Below are 19,789 nucleotides of genomic sequence, written 5' to 3'. Positions count from 1 at the left end.
ACATATCATATAAAATAGTATTAACAAAAATTAAATAATATTAAATCAGTATAGTGTATTATAAGGGGGAGGCAAACATGAACCTTCCAAAGAAAATCAACATGGGTGATCAACTGGGGATTACGGCTCCCGCCAGCCCATTGGAGGAATCCCTGGTCTTGAAGGCAAAGGAGCAGCTGGAAGCCTGGGGATTTAAAGTTAAGCTGGGAATCACATGCTTTGAAAATTACGGTTATCTTTCAGGTTCAGACCAAATAAGGGCCCAGGAACTGAATGATTTTTTTTATGATTCCAATATTAAGGGTATAATTGCCCTGCGGGGTGGGTACGGTACCCTTAGAATATTGGATAAGCTCAACTATGATATCATTAAGAGGAATCCAAAGCCATTCGTAGGCTTTAGCGATATAACTGCGCTACATATCGCTTTTAATCAACGATGTCAATTGGTTACCTTCCATGGCCCTATGGCTGTACAGATAGCCCAGGGATTGGACCCCCTTTCAAAAACCTGCCTGCTTCGATCCTTGGGGTTTACGGGGGCCCCGGCTTTTGAAAAATTAGAGCCTTTAGAAAATGTAAATTTCATTATTCCCGGTACCGCCGAAGGCCCTATTGTTGGTGGAAATCTTTCATTGGTGGCGGCTACCCTAGGAACTCCCTATGAAATCGATACAAAAAATAAGCTACTTTTTCTAGAGGAGGTAGGGGAGGCACCCTATCGAATTGATCGGTTGTTGACCCAGCTGGGCCTGGCAGGGAAGCTTTCAGATGCAGCAGGATTTATTTTAGGTGATTTTAATCAGGAGCAAGCCACTGAGCCTTGGCCGGTTTTCTACGAAAGACTTAAGCCCTATTGCAAACCCGTTATATGGGGAATCAGGGCAGGGCATTGCACGCCTAATATTACCATTCCCCTGGGGATTAGGGCCAGAATTTCATCTTGCGATCAATCATTAAAATTCTTAGAGGGGGCAGTTTTACATGATACTACAACAGATTATAAAGGATGAGGCAATCAATATAAAAGAATGGCTAATAGGAATACGCCGAGATTTTCATCAACATCCTGAGCTATCTACTGAAGAAATGAGAACTCAAAAAAAGATTATAGAATACCTGGAGCAAATGGCGATTCCCTATAAAACCTTTCAGCATCACTATGGGGTAGTGGGGCTGATTCAGGGAAAACAGCCTGGCAAAACCGTCGCCTTAAGGGCAGATATGGATGCTTTACCTATGGATGACCTGAAGGAAACCCCCTATCGTTCAATTAATCCGGGTAAAGCCCATGCCTGTGGCCATGATGCCCATATGGCTGTTCTTTTAGGGGCGGCACGACTACTGAATCAACATAAAGAACATTTTAAGGGTAATGTCGAATTAATATTTCAGCCAGCAGAAGAAACCATCGGTGGAGCCGAGCCCATGATCAAGGATGGCGTACTGGAACATCCCAAAGTAGATACCATTTTTGGGCTTCATGTTACACCAGAAATCCCCGTAGGGAAAATCGGAATCAAATTTGATCAAATGAATGGCTCATCTGATGCCCTGGAGCTGACTATCAAGGGGAAAAGCAGCCATGGGGCCTATCCTCAGGACGGGGTTGACGCCATTTTAATTGCATCTCAAACAATTAATTTACTTCAAAGTATCGTCAGTAGAAATACAGATCCCCGGGAGGCGGCAGTCATTACCCTGGGCACCATAGAGGGTGGTACTCAGGCCAACATTTTGGCAAAGGAAGTAAAAATAAAGGGAACCCTTCGGGCAGTGATGCCCAGGGTTAGGGAAAAGACCATCGAACGAATTCGATCTCTGGTGGAATCTACGGCCCAGGCCTTGGGGGGACAGGGAATTGTCAAAATTATACCTGGGTATCCGGCCTTAACCAATCATGAAGAAATGGTTAATCTGGTTAAAGAGAATGGTGAAGCTTTATTGGGTAAAGATAGGGTCATTAGCCTAAAGAAGGTCAGCCTGGGGGTAGAGGATTTTGCTTATTTTCTAGAGCAGGTACCGGGGGCCTTTTATCGTCTTGGCTCCGGAAATCAAGAAAGGGGAACCATTCATCCCTGCCACAGCAATCTGTTTGATATTGATGAAGACTGTCTGGTAATAGGGGCCGCCCTACAGGCTTTGAACGCCCTGACCTTTTTAAATAAGGAGCAGAAATAGAGCTATAAAATTATGGGGCAGTTATCATCTTCCAAAAAACCGCCGGGTACAATCAAATGTTGTACCCGGCTTTTAACTTTTAAGCCCTTTCATACTGAACAGGCCACTTCATTTCATAACCTAATTCCCTTGCTGCTAAAAGAGGCCAGTAAGGATTCCTCAACAGCTCCCGCCCTAAATAAACCAAGTCACCCCGCTGATTTTTTACGATTTCATTGGCCATTTCAGCCGAGGTAATCAGCCCTCCAGCAATGGTGGGAATACCGGTTATTCCCTTAATCGTTTCTGAAAAACCAATTTGATAACCAGGGTAGGAATCAATTTTGGCCGGGACCACTGCCCCGGAGCTCACATTAACCAGATCGATTCCATAGGGCTGAAGCATTGAAAGAAGCTGAGCCAGATCCTCAGGATGATTTCCTCCCACTTGATAATCTTCAGCAGAAACCCTGACAATTAAAGGATATTCCATGGGCCAAACCTGTCTGACAGCCTCAAGTATTTCCTTTAAAAACCTTACCCTGTTCTCCGGCGAGCCGCCGTACTCATCTGTACGGTGATTGGATAGGGGGGATAAAAATTCATTAATCAAGTAACCATGGGCACCATGGATTTCAATGATATCAAAGCCCGCCTCCAGGGACCTTTCAGCAGCCCGTCGAAAGGCCTTAACTACCTGGTGAATCTCGTCCTTATTTAAAGCATAGGGGGTCTGATAATCCTGACTATAGGCTATGGGGCTGGGAGCCACGATGGTTTCCCCATTAATACTGCATTTTCGCCCGGCATGGGCCAACTGAATACCAACAGCACTGCCATAGCGCTTACATTTTTCTACCAGCTCCCTTAGACCTGCAATATGACCATCATCCCAAATGCCTAAATCTCTATCAGAAATACGTCCCCTGGGCTCAACGGCGGTGGCCTCCAGTAAAATTAGACCCGTTCCGCCAACGGCTCTGGTGGTGTAATGTAAGAGATGCCAATCCTTTACAATGCCATCATTATCGGCGCTGTACTGGCACATTGGAGCCATAACAATTCTGTTTTTAAGCGTCAAGTTTTTAATGGTTACAGGTGTAAATAAATTCATCGTTTCCACCATTCCTTTCATTCCTTCATTAAAATTAAAATACCCTTTATCCTTTTAAATTAAGCAACACAAATAAAAACAACTTCAATTCATAATATTGGGCGATAGGGCAATAATATAACGAAGAAATACAGGGCAGGAGTGATAAGATGTTAATTATATTTTTAAGGGCGTTAATACTATACGTGGTGGTTGTAGTCGTCTTTAGAATGATGGGTAAAAGACAGGTGGCTCAGATGCAGCCCTTTGAGCTGGTGATAGCCCTTTTAATTGCAGAATTAGCAGCAACCCCTATGGAAAATACAGCGATTCCCTTAATCTATGGTATTATTCCCATTCTCACCCTCCTGGCAGCCCAGGTGATTGTTTCATTCCTCTCCATTAAAAGTGAAGGCTTTCGAGAATTAATTTGCGGTAAACCAAGTCTCATTATTAGTAAAGGGCAAATCGTTCAAAAAGAAATCAAAAGGCTCCGAATAAATATGAATGATCTATTGGAACAGCTTAGGGGGAAGGATTACCCCAACCTAAGTGATGTGGAATATGCTATTTTAGAAACGAATGGACAGCTGAGCATTATCCCGAAGGTAAAGAAAAGAAATGTAATTGTAGAGGATCTGGATTTAAACCCTGATCATGAAGAGCTGCCCATTACCCTTATCGTTGATGGTAAAATCATGAGACATAATCTGAATAAGTCGGGGCATAATGAAGATTGGTTAAGGCATATGCTGAAAAAGGAAAATATTGATCGGGTAGATGAGGTGTTTTTTGCTTTTTTGTCTTCTAATCGAGAATTTTTTGCCCAAAGAAAACAAATATAAAGGGGTGATCAGATGAAGGTCGTTGTCTCTACCACAATTCTAATTATCCTATTTTTCATAGGCTCCCTACTATTCAGTAGCTATGTCAACAATAGCTGTGAGGAATTACTTGAACCAATCGAAGCATTAACTGATGCCATTACTTTAGAGGACTGGGCAAAAACAGGGGATGCCTATGATAAGCTACAAGAAATCTGGAATCAGAATAAAGGGGTATGGGAATACCTGCTGGAGCACCAGGATTTAGACAGAGTAGGTTTGTCATTGGATAAGCTCAGTCAATATTTGGCTGTACAGGATAAAACCCTGTCCCTTATAGAATTAACAGAGCTTAAGTTTAATATTAGTACCATTGCTAAAAAAGAATCCTTCAGTTTAGTGAATTTATTTTAAACATTCCCCATGGTGAAAAATTTATAAAAAGTGGTTTTGAAGAAGGATTATACCGATACTTGTCAAATTTAATATTAGCAAATCGTATTGTAATGCATTTGGGGGAGGCTAAAATGAAGGTTAAAAATTATCAATCACAAAGAAAGTGGGAAACAAACGATTCAAAGGCAAAGAATGATTTGGATAGAGCCCTCCTGATAGAAATTTTTAAAGAGGTGTTTCGAGACCTAAAGGGATACTATAGCGCCATGGGAATTCAAGTGACATTGGCCCCCATTCATGGGAGCAGCCTTAAAGGAAAAAAACTGATTCAAGAAAATAATGAATTACTCGAGTTAAAGATCAATATTGAGCTATATGGTGAATCGGTAGGAAAAATTAAATTGTTAATTCCCGAAAATAAAAAAGCCTTAATCAAGCCGGCGGCTCAATATGCTGAAATGGCTGCAGAGCTAATTAAGGAGAAATATTACAGCCGCTATAATTCAAGACAGCAGCAACAATTTCATCGAGAAATCGACTTAATGTTTATAGAGTCAAACAATTTAATCTGTAGTATTGGAATGGATGGCTATTTCAAGCGAATCAGTAAATTGTGGATCTATAATCTGGGCTATCCGGAGGAAGAATTATTGGGAAAGCCCTTTACCTTTTATGTCCATGAGGAGGATCAGGATTATACCAATCGATTCCTGGAGGAAATAACCCTAAAGGGGATTTCAGGACACTTTGAAAATCGCTATCGAACCAAATGGGGAACGACCCGCTGGCTTTCCTGGAGTGTCCTTCCCTTGCCCTCACAGGAAACCCTATTTTGTTTAGTCAATGATATCACCGATATTAAAGAATACCAAAGCAAAGTGCTTCAAAATGAAGCCCATTTCAGGGCCACCTTTAATCAGGCTGCTGTGGGAATCACCCACCTAGACCTGGCAGGTAACTGGATCAAGGTCAATGAAAAATTTTGCAATATCATTGGCTACAGCCTTGAGGAAATCAAGGGAAAGACCTTTAAAGACATTACTTATCCGGATGATATAAAACGCAGCATCGACTTTTTCGATAATATCTTAAGGGAAAATGCCACCAAAACCTCAATGGAAAAACGGTATATCCATAAGGGGGGCGGCATAGTTTGGGTTAACTTAACGATTTCTGTTGTAAAGGGCTCCAGTAACGAAGCTGAATACTTCATCGCCATTATAGAAGATATCACTTCTCGTAAAATAGCAGAGGCTGCCCTTAGGGAAAGCCAAGAATTCTATAAAAGCATATTCCAAAATAATAAGGCCCCTAAGCTGCTCGTCTGCCCTTCAACAGGGGAAATTGTCGATGCCAACAGAGCTGCCTGCGAATTCTATGGGTATAGTCATAAAGAAATTACTGCCATGAATATTCAGCAAATTAATATCTTGTCAGAAGATATGATTCAACAGGAAATGGATTCAGTGATGTCAGAAAAATATAAGCATCTTTTTTTCAGACATCGTCTAAAATCAGGAGATGTGCGGGATGTGGAGGTGTTTTCTACCTTTATCAGCAACGATAAAAGACCCTTGCTCCACTCAATTATCCATGATATTACCGATAAAAGACAAACCGAACAGGAACTCAAGAAGCAGGAAGCGGTTATTTCAACCATGAATGCAAGGCTTCTTCGTGACCTGGAATATGCCAAGGAAATCCAGCTGGCCCTTAATAATTTCACGTTGCACAATACGGCTGTAAGCTGTACCGGGCAGTATATTCCCTTTGAAAAGGTGGGGGGCGATTGTCTGGGTATCTTTGAAATAGATGAATTTAATATCGCCTTTTACATAGGCGATGTGGCGGGCCACGGGGTGGCTGCCTCTCTGACATCGATTTTCTTGCATCAGTTTATGAATGAAAATAGAACCGTCAATAATACAGCACTGCTTATGTCGCCCAGAGAACTATTGAATCAGCTGTATGTCACCTATAATCATTCCTCCTTTCCCGAGGACATCTATTTGGTTATGATGTATGGTACCTATAATCGGCTTACAAGGCGATTGGTCTATGCCAGCGGAGGCCTCAACACCAAACCAATGATATTAAGGAAAAATGGTGAAATCATTAGCCTGGAAGGCAAGCAGCCCTTTCCCATTGGAAAATTCAGCGAGCTATACAAGCCCCAGTTTGATAATTCTACCCTTTGGGTAGAGCCCGGGGAGCGGCTTTTAATCTATACCGATGGCCTGTTGGATTTAAGCATTAAAGATAGAAAGGCCTTTGATATTAAGAATTTGTTAAAAGAAAATAGCCATCATACAATCGACATACTAAATAATCGGCTTTTTCAGCAAATAAAAATGAATCACAAAGAAGTATCGGATGATATTGCTTATTTATTGCTGGAGTTTAAATAAGTTGATCGTGGTATTTAAAAAACTATTTTTTTAACCTTATACAATAATTTTTCCGGTAGTGGAAAAACTATATGTAAATGATCAAGGTAGGAGTGATGAATTTGGATATCAAAAGGGCAGAGCAGATATTTACCTCTATGGATAAAATACCGGTACAGTATCAGGGACGGCCAATCTGGATTGCCGCATTAAATGCTAAAGATCAAACAGCCCAGATAAAGCAGGACCTTTTTTCAGATGAAACATGGGAAGTACCAGTTTCAGAATTAAAGGAAGGAAAATAAATTTAAAACCGCCCCAGGGCGGTTTTAAATTTATTTTGCCAGCAATTTGTTTAATTCATCCTTACGATCCAGGGCATACAGGTCATCACAGCCTCCAACAAAGGTACCTTGAATAAATATTTGAGGAACAGTATCCCATCCAGTTTGTTCCTTAACCCTTTGAAAGGTAGCTTCATCATAAGTAACATCAATTTCCTGAAAGTCAGCTCCCTTTGCTTGTAATAATGCCACAGCTCGCTTACAGTAGGGGCAGTAATTTTTAGTATAGATAACCACCTGGTGCATAAAAAAACCTCCTTTAAAACGTACTAAATATATTTTACCCTAAAATATATTACTAAAAACAAATTTAAGATGAATAATGAACAAGCTATGCATGGAAAATTATTTACCGGAAACAATATAACTGGCTACAACCCTGATAAATACTTGACAATAACGATTATTATAAAACAAAAAATATTTTTTAAAAATAATTGTTTAAAACGAAGTGGAAGGGGATATATATAAATTGGCTATTAATTAAAATTTAAACATAGGAGGTATTGGTTAATTATGGCACAAAGAATGGTAGGTTTAAAGGCACCCCATTTCGAAATGAAGACAGTAGATGGGGCGGGAAAAGAATTCGGGAAGGTTTCTTTAGATGATTACAAGGGTAAATGGCTGGTAATGTTCTTTTATCCATTAGATTTCACCTTTGTTTGCCCAACCGAAATTAAGGGAATCAATGCTAAGGTGGATGAATTCAAGAAGCTTAATGCAGAGGTCCTTGGTGTAAGTACCGACAGCGAACATTCCCATAAGGCTTGGATTAACGCTGCCCAGGATCAAGGTGGTCTAGGACAGTTAGCCTTTCCCCTGGCATCTGATATGACCCAAAAGGTGGCCAAGGATTATGGTGTATTGGTAGAGGAAGAGGGAATCGCCTTAAGAGGGCTATTTATCATCGATCCTGAGGGAATACTACGATACGCCGTTGTACATGACCTGAATGTAGGTAGAAGTGTAGACGAAACCTTAAGAGTTCTTCAAGCCTTAAAGGCAGGGGGCCTGTGCCCAGTTGACTGGAAGCCTGGAGAAGATTTGTTATAGTATAACCTTAAAAAGGAGGCCAAATTTCGCGGCCTCCTTTTTAAATTCACATAACGATTCCTGATGAAAATTTTCATATCTCCTTAAATGAAGGGTGTACGATCAATTGGGCATAGCCCGGTAACCCTTCAATTTCCCTTCTTTTATTTGATTTTTAACAGCAAACAGAACCATTCTTCATTAGAGCAGCTTTTTTCCCGCCTTATCCAATTCAAAAGAAATAATGATCGTATTCGATATGTTATATTTTTTTACATTTAGAGGTTGTTGGTTAATATCATTATAGTAAAAAACCCTGCAATCATGCAAAAATAGAAAGGCCAGTCGCACATTGTGAAAGGGCTCAATTTGTTTAAGAATAATTTTCAATAGCCTACTTTAAAACAGAGGAAAAAATGACCCATTGTAGATGTTTTTTGATTATGTTAACATGTGATACAGAGGAACTATATGCAGCTTACATAAAGGAGAAAAAAATGGATAATAAAAATAACTTTGTACAGGATCTTTTATTATGGTTTAAAGAAAATAAACGGGATGTACCCTGGCGGAAGACAAAAAATCCCTATTTTATTTGGGTTTCAGAAATTATGCTGCAGCAGACAAGGGTTGAAACCGTAATAGATTATTATCAACGGTTTATTGAGCATTTTCCTACGGTACAGGCCTTGGCCGAGGCAACCGAGGAGGAGGTCTTAAAGCGTTGGGAGGGGTTAGGCTATTATTCACGGGGAAGAAATCTTCATCGAGCTGCCCAAAAAATTGTTCAGGAGCATGGCGGGAAGCTTCCTGATCAGTTAGGAGACTTACTGAAGCTGCCTGGGATAGGAGATTACACAGCGGGGGCCATAATGAGTATTGCCTTTAACCAAGCTATTCCTGCAGTTGACGGAAATGTACTGAGGGTTTTCAGCCGTTTAGCCTGCATCGAAGGGGATATTTTGGATAAAACAACGGTGCAGGAAATTCGCCAATTGGCAGCAGAGGTGATGCCCAAAGAAAATTGTGGTGACTACAGTGAGGCATTAATGGAACTGGGGGCGCTAATCTGTATACCCCAGGGGCCTAAATGCCACCAGTGTCCTGTTCAAGGCCATTGTGAAGCCTACCGGGCTGGCAAACAGCAGGATTTACCTATTCGTATTAATAAGACAAAGGTAAAAAGGTTAAATAAAGTTGTTTTGTGGCTTGAATATGAAGATAAGGTGCTGGTGAAAAAAAATCCCCAGGAGGGGCTTTTAGCCGGACTCTGGGTGCTGCCTACCCTGGAAACAAGTCAGGTAATGAATGAAGCCCAAAGCCTGTCAGGACTTGAGCAGTACTTTCCCGGTATAACAGGGGTATGTCATCAAGGAAAAACCACCCATATTTTTACCCATCAACGATGGGAAATTGATATCATTTCAGCCCACTCCAGTGCTGCCGACATTTCCATTGAAAAGGAGGGCTATCAATGGATAACCAAAAATAAAGTAAGAGAACTGCCGCTACCTACCTTGTATCGAAAAATTATTAATACCCTGGCAGAAAAAAACTAAAAACCTTTCATTCAATTATTAAAAAATTTGTGCAAAATGACAATGGCCTTTAATTAATTTTTTGATATACAATAGGGTTAAAGAATATACAGGGGGGATTCTATATGGCCAGTTTAACTTTAAAAAGTATTTTCAAAACCTACTCAGGAGAGGTAATCGCAGTAAAGGATTTGAATTTAGAAATACGGGACAAAGAATTTTTGGTCCTTGTGGGGCCCTCGGGCTGCGGTAAGTCGACTACCCTCAGGATGATAGCGGGCCTGGAGGAAATCAGCAGGGGCGAGCTTTATATCGACGATAGATTGGTCAACGAAGTCGCTCCAAAGGATCGAGATATTGCAATGGTTTTTCAAAATTATGCCCTCTATCCCCATATGTCGGTCTATGACAATATGGCCTTTGGATTAAAATTAAGAAAAATGTCCAAGGAAGAGATAAAAAGAAGGGTTGAAGAGGCGGCGAAAATTCTTGACATAGAAGAATATTTAAATCGAAAGCCAAAGGCCCTCTCTGGAGGACAAAGGCAGCGTGTGGCCTTGGGAAGAGCCATTGTCAGAGAGCCTAAGGTGTTTCTGATGGATGAACCACTTTCTAATCTCGATGCCAAATTAAGAGTTCAAATGAGAACAGAGTTGGCCAAACTCCATAAAAAGCTCCAAACAACCTTCATTTATGTTACCCATGACCAAACAGAGGCCATGACTATGGGAGACAGAATTGTCGTGATGAAGGAGGGCGTTGTTCAGCAGGTGGATTCACCCTTAAATCTGTATAATCATCCCCAGAACATGTTTGTTGCGGGCTTTATCGGAAGCCCCCAGATTAATTTTATTCATGGAACATTAAAAGAATCAGAAGACGCTGTTATATTTGAATTTGGTCAAAATGAAATTAAAATGCCTGAGGACAGGGCCAAAATACTAAAAAATAGAGGCTATATAGGACGAAGGGTGGTTTTAGGTATTCGACCGGAGGATGTTCACAATGAGGAAGACTATGTAAAGGAGCATCAGGATACATCCCTGGAGGCCACCGTTGAAGTTACAGAGTTAATGGGAGCAGAAATATATCTTTATATGAAGTTGGGAGAAGAAAGCATAACGGCCCGTATCAGTGCCAGATCCCATGTAAGCTCCGGAGACTCCATAAAATTAGCCCTTGACCCCAAACGAATACACCTCTTTGATGGGGAAGACGAGACGGCAATTTTTTAATAGTGCAGAAAGGTTGTTCTATGAATAAGCTAAAGGAAATATTTCAACAGATTAATCGTCAGATGAGCTGCCCCTTGGCCCTGACAGACCATGAAGGTAATCTGATAATCAGCTCAGGGGCCTGGCAGGAAAAACTCCATGGGAAGTACTACCCCATTGAGGCGCCTCAGGGGGATATACTTAAGCTCTATGGGACAGAGGCCCTTTCAAAGGAGACGCTAAAGCTGCTTACACTGGTGATTGAGCAGCATATAAAGGAGCTGGCCATTGCAGAGCGGGGAGAAATCCTTGCTCGGCTGGCAACAGGACAACAGCTGCTACCCGGGCAGCTTCGCACCCTATTATACACCAACGGCCCTTTTTATTTAATCTGGTTACACGTAAAGGAAAAAGAGAGCCTTACGGAAATAACCCAGCTATTATGTCAATGGCTGGCAGAAAGCAAGCATTATACCATCGCTGCCCTGGATGAAGGAATTTTGTTACTGGCCGAAGCGACGGGTGACTCAAATGAGCTGCTAAAGACGGCGGAGCTCATTCGGGATACCATTAATTCAGAGCTTTATTTGGATCTCTATATTGCCGTTAGCGGCAGATTAACAGACATAAATGATTTAAGTAATCAATTCCTTAGCTTGAAAACTATTTTAGAAATAGGAAAAACCTTCGATGAGGGCAGACGCATTTATTTTTCAGAGGGCTTACTATTAGAAAAAGCGCTTTTGATGATTCCAAGGGAAGCAAGAAAAAAAATATTAGTTGAAGTATTCCAAAAATTAGGATATGATGAAATGGAAGATGAAATGATCCAGACAGCAAGGGTCTTTATCGATCACAATTTAAGCCTGGCAGATACAGCCAGAAGTCTCTATATCCATCGGAATACCCTGGTATATCGACTGGATAAAATACAAAAACAAACGGGAATAGATTTAAGAAATTTTAAAGATGCTATGCTATTTAAGCTGTTTCTGTTGCTTAAAAGAAGTAGTTGAGCTGAATCATGATAATAAAAGGCGGTGGTTTTTAAAACTACCGCTAATATAAAAAAAATTAATGCAAGCGGTTGCATAAAGGAGATGAGTATATGAAAACAGTAAGAAAACCAAGGGTAGCCTATTTCTGTATGGAATATGGATTAGACAATCAGTTTAAAATCTATTCCGGAGGATTGGGTATTCTGGCGGGAGATCATTTGAAGGGAGCCAGGGATTTAGACCTGCCCCTGGTGGGTATCGGGATTAAGTGGAGGCAGGGCTACGTTGAACAAAGGATTTCAGGCGGTAGATTGCTGGATTGTTATCAAAAATATGATTATGATTTTCTGGAAGATACCCAGGTAAAGGTGAAGGTAAGAATAAGGCAAAGTGAAATTTATTGTAAGGTATGGAAAGTAACCTGCTTTGGAAACGCCCCATTATATTTATTGGATACCGACATAGAAGAAAATCATGAGCGCTGGATAACCAGCCAGCTATATGGAGGCTTCAGTGAAGATCGAATTGCCCAGGAGATGATACTGGGAATAGGTGGAATTCGAGCTCTAAGGGCCTTGGGGCTTCAAATCGACGTTTATCATTTTAATGAAGGCCATGCTGTACTGGCAGGCCTGGAGCTGATTCGGGAAGAAATGGAGGCCGGCTTATCCTTTGAAGATGCTTGGGAATCTGTTAGAAAAAAAACTGTATTTACTACCCATACCCCTATTAAAGCAGGGAATGAGCATCATTCGATAGAAACCCTTCTGTATATGGGGGCCAACCTGGGCTTTTCAGTGGATCAAATGGCAAGAATAGGTGGTGTGCCCTTCAATATGACTGTGGCTGCCTTAAGGCTTTCAAGAAAGGCCAATGCCGTGGCGGCCCTTCATCGGGAAACCGCAGCTGAAATGTGGCGGGATGTTCCTGGGGCTGCAAAAATCGTAGGAATTACCAATGCCGTCCATCGGGGAACCTGGATGGATCCCAGAATTCAACAGGCATCCCATAATGCCCGGCAGCTTTGGGATGTACACATGACAATTAAAAAAGAACTGATCGGATTAATTGATCAGTTGACAGGGGTCAGACTGAATCCTGATGCCCTTTTAATTGGATTTTCCAGAAGGGCGGCGGCCTATAAACGAAGTAATCTGATATTTAAGGATGAAAAAAGGCTTGAAGCCTATTTAGAAGCAGGTACCGTTCAGATCATCTTCTCCGGGAAGGCCCATCCCCTGGATGAATCAGGTAAAGAGATTATCCTGAATCTTGTGGAGATGTCTAAAAAGTATCCCAGGAGTGTCGTTTTTGTTGAAAATTATGACATGAAAATAGGTAAAGCCCTTACCAGGGGCTGCGATCTTTGGCTTAACAACCCCAGAAGGCCCAATGAGGCCAGTGGTACATCGGGAATGAAGGCGGCCATGAATGGCGTTTTAAATTGCTCTATATTAGATGGATGGTGGCCTGAGGCCTGTCAGCATGGTGTAAATGGCTGGGCTATAGGAGACGAAAGGATATCTGCAGATATAGTGCGACAGGATGAAAGGGATGCCGAGGCCCTCTACAGGGTATTGTTGGAGGAGGTAATACCCACCTATTACCAAAAGCCGGAAAAATGGCAAAAAATGATGCTGGTCAGCATTGAGACCACTAGAGAATATTTCTCAGTAGATAGAATGCTTAAAGAATACTATGACATTTTATATACATAGAAAAAATATCAGGATGGGGGGTGTTAAAGATAATGGAGAGATCAGCAGGGGTTTTATTGCATCCCACCTCACTACCTTCAGACCATGGCATAGGCGACCTTGGGCAAAGTGCATATGACTTTGTCGTATTTTTACAAAACTGTGGCATGAAGCTATGGCAGATTCTTCCTTTAAATCCACCTGGCTATGGAGAGTCACCCTATCAATGCTTTTCTGCCTTTGCAGGCAATACCCTTTTAATTAGCTTGAATCAATTGGTTAATGAGGGGCTTTTGAAGGAGGATGCACTGGCTGATTCGCCAGGTTTTCCAGCAAATAAGGTGGATTTTGAAAAAGTGAAGGCCTATAAGGACAAGAAGCTCCGAAGGGCTCATGAAGTCTTTATTGAGAAGGAAAAGCACCAGGATTATCATTTGTTTATACAGAATAATCAAGACTGGCTAATGGATTATGCCTTTTTTATGGCTCTAAAAACCTACTTCCATGGAAAACCATGGAACCAATGGGATCAACCAATTGCAAAAAGAGAACTGAAGGCTGTGGCTCATTACAGGAGTCTTCTTAAGGAAGAAATAGAATATCAGATTTTTTTACAATATACCTTCGACAGACAATGGAATCAACTGAAATCCTTTGCCAATAAGAGAGGAATTAAGATCATAGGGGATCTTCCCATCTTTATTTCCTATGACAGCAGCGATGCCTGGGTGGCCCCCCATATTTTTGAGCTGGATGCAGGTGGAAATCCCCTTTTGGTGGCAGGGGTTCCTCCAGACTTTTTTAGTAATACCGGCCAAAGATGGGGAAATCCCCATTTCAGGTGGAGTCAAATGGAAAAAGACGATTTTTTATGGTGGAGAAGAAGATTTAAAAGACTCTTTGAGCAGGTAGATATCATCAGAATTGATCATTTTCGAGGCTTTGAAGCCTATTGGGAAATCCCGGCCCAGGCTAAAACAGCCCAGACGGGAAGGTGGGTTAAGGCCCCTGGTCAACGGCTTTTTCAAAGTATTCGACGACATCTGGGAGAAATACCAATTATTGTTGAAGATTTAGGCTACATTACGCCGGCGGTAACAAAGCTCAAAAGACAATTTTCCTTTCCCGGCATGAAGATACTGCAATTTTCCTTTAATCAAAAAAACCCTAGGAATAACCGCCCCCATGGCTTTGAAAGACAATCGGTTGTCTATACCGGTACCCATGACAACGAGACGATTTTAGGTTGGTTCAAAGGCCTTATTAAGCATCAAGAGATGAAAACACTGGCCTATTTAAAAAAATATCACCAAATTCATGAGGGCCTGCCTGATCAGGAGCTATGCAATAGATTAATTGAAGTGGCCCTCCAAACCAGTTCAGTCTATGCCATTATCCCCTTGCAGGATATTCTTGTCATCGATAATACCGGGCGAATGAATTTTCCGGGTACCGTAGGTGGTAATTGGCAGTGGCGGTTTAAAACAAAGGATATAACCACAGAAAGGGAGGTTACATTACAGGCATTGGTGAAAAAACACAGACGATAAATGGCTTCAGCCTTCCAAGGATATTTAAAAGTAAAATAAAAAATGGTACAATAATACAATAAATCGAAGGAAATAGAGGGCAAGCCCTAAAAAAGGAAGATTAAAATGAAGGTGACAATTAAAGAAGTAGCTAAGCAGGCCAATGTAGCTCCATCGACGGTTTCAAGGGTTCTTAAGAACAGCCCCATGATCAGTCAGGCCACAAAGGATAAAGTCAATGAGGTGATTTCTAAGCTGGGGTATCATCCCAACGAAATTGCCCGAAGCCTGGCAAATCAATCGACCCAAACCCTTGGTATGGTATTGCCGGCCTCTGCTGAGGATACCTTTGGAAACCCCTTTTTCACACAATTCATCCTTGGGGTGACTAGATATTTAGAAGCCAGAAACTGTTCCCTATTACTGTCATCGGCTAAAAATGAGGCTGAAGAACTGGGGCAGATTACAAAGGCAGTGAATTCAAGGCGGATAGATGGAATGATATTACTGACTATTCGAGAAGAAGATCAGAACATAGCTTTTTTAACGAAAAAACAGTTTCCCTTTGTGGTGGTGGGGACACCCCGATCCTTTAAGGAAATACTGTGGGTCGATAATGATAATCAAAAGACTATGCTGCAATTAACTCGACACCTTTTGAAAACCGGACATAGGAATATTGTCTTTCTGGGAGGGAATCAAAGGCTCCTGGTAACCCAGAACAGACTAGAAGGCTACAAACAGGCCCTGAAGGAATTTAAGATTCATCCTCGGCCAGAGCTGATCCTGGAAGTAGGCTTTACTGAAGAAGAGGGCTACCAGGCGACCAATCAGCTATTAAAAAGGAATGAAAAAATAGATGCCATCATGACTACAGATGATCTCATCGCCTATGGCAGCATCAGAGCTGTGAAGGATCATGGGCTGTCTATTCCCCAGGATATTTCCATCACCGGCTTTAATAATACTGTTTTGGCACAGTATCTTACCCCCAGTCTGACTTCGGTAGAAATCAATGCAACAGAGCTGGGAAATCAAGCTGCCAGAATCCTGTGGGAAAACATTGTGAATCGTAATTTTTCCTTAAAAAATTATATTGTAGACAGCCAGATAATACTTCGAGAATCAATTAAATAGTAATTTCCCCGGTATCTTGGAATACAGGCTTGATTATGTGTTCCAAGGAAATCGGGGTTTTTTAGTTTGAGGGTCTTTCTATGAAGCGAGGGAAATTGAGGAAAAAATAGCAAATTTTATATTGACAGAATTTTCTATTTGGATTATACTAATACTAGGTTATGCAAACGGTTGCATTAAAAATGTAATCATACTCAATTAATTAAAAAAGGGGGAAATAAAATGAGTAAAGAGAAAAGAAAACAAATCAGTTTATTCATGTTATTGGCAATGCTCTTAATGATATTATCAGGATGCACCAGTACCGATGTCTCAAGTGAAGCAGAGGCCTTTGATCCCGAAAAGGAAGCCCTGATTAAGGTATGGCATAGCTGGACCGACCAGGAGGAGCAGGCCTTAATCAAGGCCACAGAGATGTTTAAAGACCAATATCCTAATATCAGCTTTTCACTTTTATATACGCCAAACGACAATTATAAGGATAAGCTCAAGGCTTCTCTTCAAACAGGCGATGGGCCTGATTTATTCTTTGGTCCCCATGACTGGACAGGGGAATTCGCAGTGGGGAACCTGATAGACCCAATTGATGACTATGTTAAAGAGCAAAAACAGGATTATATCGAAAGTACCTACCAGGCTGCGGCCTTTAATAATAAACATTATGCCTTCCCCCTTTCCATGGAGACTGTGGTATTAATTTACAATAAAGATATCGTTCAAACCCCTCCCACAACCATTAGCGAGCTTACCGCCTTGACAAAGGAGTATACTGCTGGTGATCAATGGGGGCTGGTAATAGATTTGAATAATACCTTCTACAATACCTATGGTTTTTTTTCTGGTTTTGGTGGAAGCATTTTCAAAGATGATCAAGGAACACCCAACTTTAATAATCAAGCCTTTGTCGATTATTTAGATTTTTTAGATCAGCTGAAAAATAAAGACAGGGTGATTCCCCAGCAGTTGGATTATGGTACTGCCCAGGCCCTATTTGTCGAGGGCAAGGCGGCCTTTTATATTAATGGCCCATGGATCTTCGGTCACCTAGATTCTGAAGGTGTGAACTGGGCCGCCACTACCATTCCCAAAAATGACCTGACAGGTAAAGAATCTAAACCCTTTATGGGAATCAAGGTGGCTTATTTGCCAAGAACCTCCTCTTCAAAGGGGGCAGCGGCTGAATTTGCCAAGTTTATGGCTTCGGCAGAAATTACTGGTCTTTTTAATGAAATGGTGGGAACAATCCCTGCCAACAATAAAGTAGAACAGCTTAGCCGATGGTCAGACGAATTAATTCAGCAGCAGGCCGCCAGTGCTGAGGCAATGCCGGCAATTCCTGAGATGGGGCAGGTATGGAATCCAGTAAAGGATGCCATCAATGCAGTATTGGATGGCAATCAGGCCCCCGAAGCCATAGCAGAAAAGGTACAAAATGAGGTAGAAAAGGCAATTCAAGAGGCTAAAGGGGAATAAATCTAAAGGGGTCTGAGGAAGTATCCTCAGACCCAAACCATCAGGTAACAACTTACAATATAAAGTAAGGGAAAAGGTGGAATTCAAAGGTGAAAACAAATTTGTCTACGACCCCATATTCAAGACTTTCGAAGGAACAGGAAACCCTATGGGGAAGAATGAAAAAGGGTAAAAGGGCATATTTCTACGTTATGCCAGCCATGCTGGTGGTAATACTTGTTTCACTAGGGCCTATACTGTATGGCATTGGTCTTTCTTTTTTTAATGCCAATCTCTATACCATGGGTCAAGGAAACGTTCGTTTTGTAGGGCTTAGAAACTATATACGGGCCATTGGCGGGTTAGATGCAGAATTTTTCAGAGTACTCATGAGAACCTTTGTATGGACCATCATTAACGTATTCTTCCATGTATCCATTGGACTATGCCTTGCATTACTCTTAAATCGACCAAAGCTCAGGGGAAAGGGAATCTATCGAACCATTATCATTTTACCCTGGGCCATTCCTCAATTTGTCACCGCTCTGGTATGGAAGATGATGTACAATGAACAGTTTGGCTTATTTAATCATATCCTGGCACGGCTTGGTATAGGCTCGGTATACTGGTTATCCCACCCGCAGATGGCATTAATTTCAGCTATTATTGTCAATATATGGTTGGGCTTTCCCTTTATGACCATGGTGGCAACAGGGGCACTACAAAGCATCCCCAGGGATTATTATGAGGCCGCTGAAATTGATGGAGCTACTCCCATACAAAAACTGAAAAATATTACCCTTCCGTTATTGAAGCCGGCCATGCTGCCAGCAACCATACTGGGAACCATATGGACCTTCACCAACTTCAATGTCATTTATTTGATAACGGGAGGCGGGCCCAACCGGGCAACAGAAATTGTGTCTACCTATCAATTCAATATTTTAACTCAACAAAATGCCTATTCAATGGCAGCCACCTATTCAGTCATAGTATCGGGGATTCTGATTGCCATGACATTAATTAACATGAAGGTAACGAAGGCTTTAGCCCAGGAGGGAGTAGAGTAATGTCCTATAGAATAAAAGAAAAAATCAGCTATATATTGACTCACTTTTTTATGATTACGGTCTGTTTGGTTTCAATGATTCCCATATGGTGGGTACTCCACACCGCCTTTGACAATAGAAGCACCCTTGTTAGTACAGAAATGAGTCTTATTCCGCAAACTCCAACTCTACAAAATTTTTCAGAGGTATTAAGTCATCCAAGCTTTTTAATGTGGCTAAAAAATAGCTTTATTTTTTCAGCAGGTACAACCGTATTTTGCTTAACCCTGGCTACCCTGGCAGCCTATGCCTTCTCTCGCTTTAACTTTCCTGGAAAAAGGGCAGGTCTGGCCTCCTTTGTCATTTATATGATGCTGCCGGCAACGGCCTCATTGGTACCCCAGCTATTCCTTATTCAGCTTTTGGGAATAAAAAATAGCTATATGAGTCTGATACTGATCTGGTCTGCGGCCAATATGGCCTTTGCCGTATGGAACCTAAAGGGTTACTTTGATACAATCCCCAGGTCTATAGAGGAAGCAGCTATTGTGGATGGCGCTTCACCCCTGCAGATTTTTCTTCTAATAATGCTTCCCTTGGCTAAACCGGCCATTGCCATCACTGCGATATTTATCTTCACTGTTCCCTGGACAGATTACGTAACCTCCTATTTATTCTTAACCGATGGAACCATGTATACCCTGGCCCAGGGCTTATTTGGCTGGGCTGCAGACTTTAAAACCGTATCATGGGGGGTTTTTTGTGCTGGCTCCATCATTATGGCTCTGCCCTTAACCGTGATTTATATGCTATTTCAAAAATATATTGTCAGTGGTTTAACCGTTGGGGGGGTAAAGGGCTAAAAAGGAAAGCGTCTTACAGATAAAAAACCTTACCGGAATCTATTGTTAGATTCGGTAAGGTTTATGTCTGTAA

18 protein-coding genes are annotated in these 19,789 nt (G+C 41.5%); 16 read left to right on the top strand and 2 right to left on the bottom strand.

Features of this window, described 5'->3' with window-relative positions; all coding sequences use genetic code 11:
• Window positions 1–77: 77 nt before the first annotated feature.
• Together ACYQ1I_RS03820 and ACYQ1I_RS03815 are read left to right on the top strand one after the other, a co-directional pair.
• The gene (locus tag ACYQ1I_RS03820; RefSeq protein WP_459762535.1) at window positions 78–1,013 is read left to right on the top strand and encodes a S66 peptidase family protein; all 936 of its coding nucleotides are present in this window, start codon (window positions 78–80) and stop codon (window positions 1,011–1,013) included.
• Complete coding sequence (locus tag ACYQ1I_RS03815; protein WP_459762533.1) at window positions 985–2,181, top strand: M20 metallopeptidase family protein; 1,197 nt, start codon at window positions 985–987, stop codon at window positions 2,179–2,181. The genes ACYQ1I_RS03820 and ACYQ1I_RS03815 overlap by 29 nt, the downstream gene beginning before the upstream one ends.
• Window positions 2,182–2,260: 79 nt before the next feature.
• Here ACYQ1I_RS03815 and namA read toward each other — a convergent pair whose 3' ends face one another.
• Window positions 2,261–3,274, bottom strand: a complete 1,014-nt coding sequence (gene namA, locus ACYQ1I_RS03810; RefSeq protein ID WP_459762531.1) for an NADPH dehydrogenase NamA — start codon at window positions 3,272–3,274, stop codon at window positions 2,261–2,263.
• Window positions 3,275–3,423: 149 nt separating this feature from the next.
• Between namA and ACYQ1I_RS03805 the strand changes: the two genes are divergently transcribed.
• From ACYQ1I_RS03805 to ACYQ1I_RS03790, 4 genes are all read left to right on the top strand, one after another.
• Entirely contained in the window at window positions 3,424–4,098 is a 675-nt protein-coding gene (locus tag ACYQ1I_RS03805; RefSeq protein WP_459762529.1) for a YetF domain-containing protein, read from the top strand.
• 12 nt (window positions 4,099–4,110) lie between these two features.
• Window positions 4,111–4,491: a DUF4363 family protein gene (locus ACYQ1I_RS03800; RefSeq protein ID WP_459762527.1), complete on the top strand. Its 381-nt coding sequence runs from the start codon at window positions 4,111–4,113 to the stop codon at window positions 4,489–4,491.
• A gap of 113 nt (window positions 4,492–4,604) precedes the next feature.
• Complete coding sequence (locus ACYQ1I_RS03795) at window positions 4,605–6,881, top strand: PAS domain S-box protein (RefSeq protein ID WP_459762525.1); 2,277 nt, start codon at window positions 4,605–4,607, stop codon at window positions 6,879–6,881.
• A gap of 101 nt (window positions 6,882–6,982) precedes the next feature.
• A complete protein-coding gene (locus ACYQ1I_RS03790; protein ID WP_459762523.1) occupies window positions 6,983–7,165 on the top strand; it encodes an H-type small acid-soluble spore protein in 183 nt (60 codons plus the stop codon).
• 30 nt (window positions 7,166–7,195) lie between these two features.
• On the opposite strand, the gene grxC is transcribed toward ACYQ1I_RS03790, so the two are convergent.
• Entirely contained in the window at window positions 7,196–7,450 is a 255-nt protein-coding gene (gene grxC, locus ACYQ1I_RS03785) for a glutaredoxin 3 (RefSeq protein WP_459762521.1), read from the bottom strand.
• A gap of 270 nt (window positions 7,451–7,720) precedes the next feature.
• On the opposite strand from grxC, the gene ACYQ1I_RS03780 reads away from it, so the two are divergent.
• The 10 genes from ACYQ1I_RS03780 (at window position 7,721) to ACYQ1I_RS03735 (ending at window position 19,716) form a co-directional block, all read left to right on the top strand.
• The gene (locus ACYQ1I_RS03780) at window positions 7,721–8,260 is read left to right on the top strand and encodes a peroxiredoxin (RefSeq protein WP_459762519.1); all 540 of its coding nucleotides are present in this window, start codon (window positions 7,721–7,723) and stop codon (window positions 8,258–8,260) included.
• A gap of 476 nt (window positions 8,261–8,736) precedes the next feature.
• Window positions 8,737–9,798 carry an A/G-specific adenine glycosylase gene (gene mutY, locus ACYQ1I_RS03775; RefSeq protein WP_459762518.1) on the top strand — a complete coding sequence of 354 codons (1,062 nt, stop codon included), beginning with the start codon at window positions 8,737–8,739 and terminating at the stop codon, window positions 9,796–9,798.
• Between the two features lie 104 nt (window positions 9,799–9,902).
• Window positions 9,903–11,012 (top strand): ABC transporter ATP-binding protein, encoded by a 1,110-nt coding sequence (locus ACYQ1I_RS03770; protein ID WP_459762516.1) that lies wholly within the window; start codon window positions 9,903–9,905, stop codon window positions 11,010–11,012.
• A gap of 20 nt (window positions 11,013–11,032) precedes the next feature.
• On the top strand, window positions 11,033–12,007 hold the full coding sequence (locus ACYQ1I_RS03765; RefSeq protein ID WP_459762514.1) for a PucR family transcriptional regulator: 975 nt from the start codon (window positions 11,033–11,035) through the stop codon (window positions 12,005–12,007).
• Between the two features lie 92 nt (window positions 12,008–12,099).
• Complete coding sequence (gene glgP / locus ACYQ1I_RS03760) at window positions 12,100–13,707, top strand: alpha-glucan family phosphorylase (RefSeq protein WP_459762512.1); 1,608 nt, start codon at window positions 12,100–12,102, stop codon at window positions 13,705–13,707.
• Between the two features lie 32 nt (window positions 13,708–13,739).
• The gene (gene malQ, locus ACYQ1I_RS03755; protein WP_459762510.1) at window positions 13,740–15,236 is read left to right on the top strand and encodes a 4-alpha-glucanotransferase; all 1,497 of its coding nucleotides are present in this window, start codon (window positions 13,740–13,742) and stop codon (window positions 15,234–15,236) included.
• Between the two features lie 105 nt (window positions 15,237–15,341).
• A complete protein-coding gene (locus tag ACYQ1I_RS03750; RefSeq protein WP_459762508.1) occupies window positions 15,342–16,352 on the top strand; it encodes a LacI family DNA-binding transcriptional regulator in 1,011 nt (336 codons plus the stop codon).
• Between the two features lie 222 nt (window positions 16,353–16,574).
• Window positions 16,575–17,825: a sugar ABC transporter substrate-binding protein gene (locus ACYQ1I_RS03745; protein WP_459762506.1), complete on the top strand. Its 1,251-nt coding sequence runs from the start codon at window positions 16,575–16,577 to the stop codon at window positions 17,823–17,825.
• Between the two features lie 89 nt (window positions 17,826–17,914).
• Complete coding sequence (locus ACYQ1I_RS03740; RefSeq protein WP_459762505.1) at window positions 17,915–18,874, top strand: carbohydrate ABC transporter permease; 960 nt, start codon at window positions 17,915–17,917, stop codon at window positions 18,872–18,874.
• Window positions 18,874–19,716, top strand: coding sequence for a sugar ABC transporter permease (locus ACYQ1I_RS03735; protein ID WP_459762503.1), 843 nt, complete (start codon window positions 18,874–18,876; stop codon window positions 19,714–19,716). Before ACYQ1I_RS03740 ends, ACYQ1I_RS03735 begins: the two co-directional genes overlap by 1 nt.
• The last annotated feature ends 73 nt before the right edge of the window (window positions 19,717–19,789 follow it).

The sequence above is a fragment of the Alkaliphilus crotonatoxidans genome, assembly GCF_054658015.1.
The sequence above is the reverse complement of the archived record's forward strand: the minus strand, read 5'-3'. Positions and strand labels throughout refer to the sequence as shown.

Coding starts and splice junctions, on each gene's coding strand:
- ACYQ1I_RS03820 (WP_459762535.1), top strand. CDS start 78: ATGAACCTTCCAAAGAAAATCAACATGGGTGATCAACTGGGGATTACG.
- ACYQ1I_RS03815 (WP_459762533.1), top strand. CDS start 985: ATGATACTACAACAGATTATAAAGGATGAGGCAATCAATATAAAAGAA.
- namA (WP_459762531.1), bottom strand. CDS start 3,274: ATGAATTTATTTACACCTGTAACCATTAAAAACTTGACGCTTAAAAAC.
- ACYQ1I_RS03805 (WP_459762529.1), top strand. CDS start 3,424: ATGTTAATTATATTTTTAAGGGCGTTAATACTATACGTGGTGGTTGTA.
- ACYQ1I_RS03800 (WP_459762527.1), top strand. CDS start 4,111: ATGAAGGTCGTTGTCTCTACCACAATTCTAATTATCCTATTTTTCATA.
- ACYQ1I_RS03795 (WP_459762525.1), top strand. CDS start 4,605: ATGAAGGTTAAAAATTATCAATCACAAAGAAAGTGGGAAACAAACGAT.
- grxC (WP_459762521.1), bottom strand. CDS start 7,450: ATGCACCAGGTGGTTATCTATACTAAAAATTACTGCCCCTACTGTAAG.
- ACYQ1I_RS03780 (WP_459762519.1), top strand. CDS start 7,721: ATGGCACAAAGAATGGTAGGTTTAAAGGCACCCCATTTCGAAATGAAG.
- mutY (WP_459762518.1), top strand. CDS start 8,737: ATGGATAATAAAAATAACTTTGTACAGGATCTTTTATTATGGTTTAAA.
- ACYQ1I_RS03770 (WP_459762516.1), top strand. CDS start 9,903: ATGGCCAGTTTAACTTTAAAAAGTATTTTCAAAACCTACTCAGGAGAG.
- ACYQ1I_RS03765 (WP_459762514.1), top strand. CDS start 11,033: ATGAATAAGCTAAAGGAAATATTTCAACAGATTAATCGTCAGATGAGC.
- glgP (WP_459762512.1), top strand. CDS start 12,100: ATGAAAACAGTAAGAAAACCAAGGGTAGCCTATTTCTGTATGGAATAT.
- malQ (WP_459762510.1), top strand. CDS start 13,740: ATGGAGAGATCAGCAGGGGTTTTATTGCATCCCACCTCACTACCTTCA.
- ACYQ1I_RS03750 (WP_459762508.1), top strand. CDS start 15,342: ATGAAGGTGACAATTAAAGAAGTAGCTAAGCAGGCCAATGTAGCTCCA.
- ACYQ1I_RS03745 (WP_459762506.1), top strand. CDS start 16,575: ATGAGTAAAGAGAAAAGAAAACAAATCAGTTTATTCATGTTATTGGCA.
- ACYQ1I_RS03735 (WP_459762503.1), top strand. CDS start 18,874: ATGTCCTATAGAATAAAAGAAAAAATCAGCTATATATTGACTCACTTT.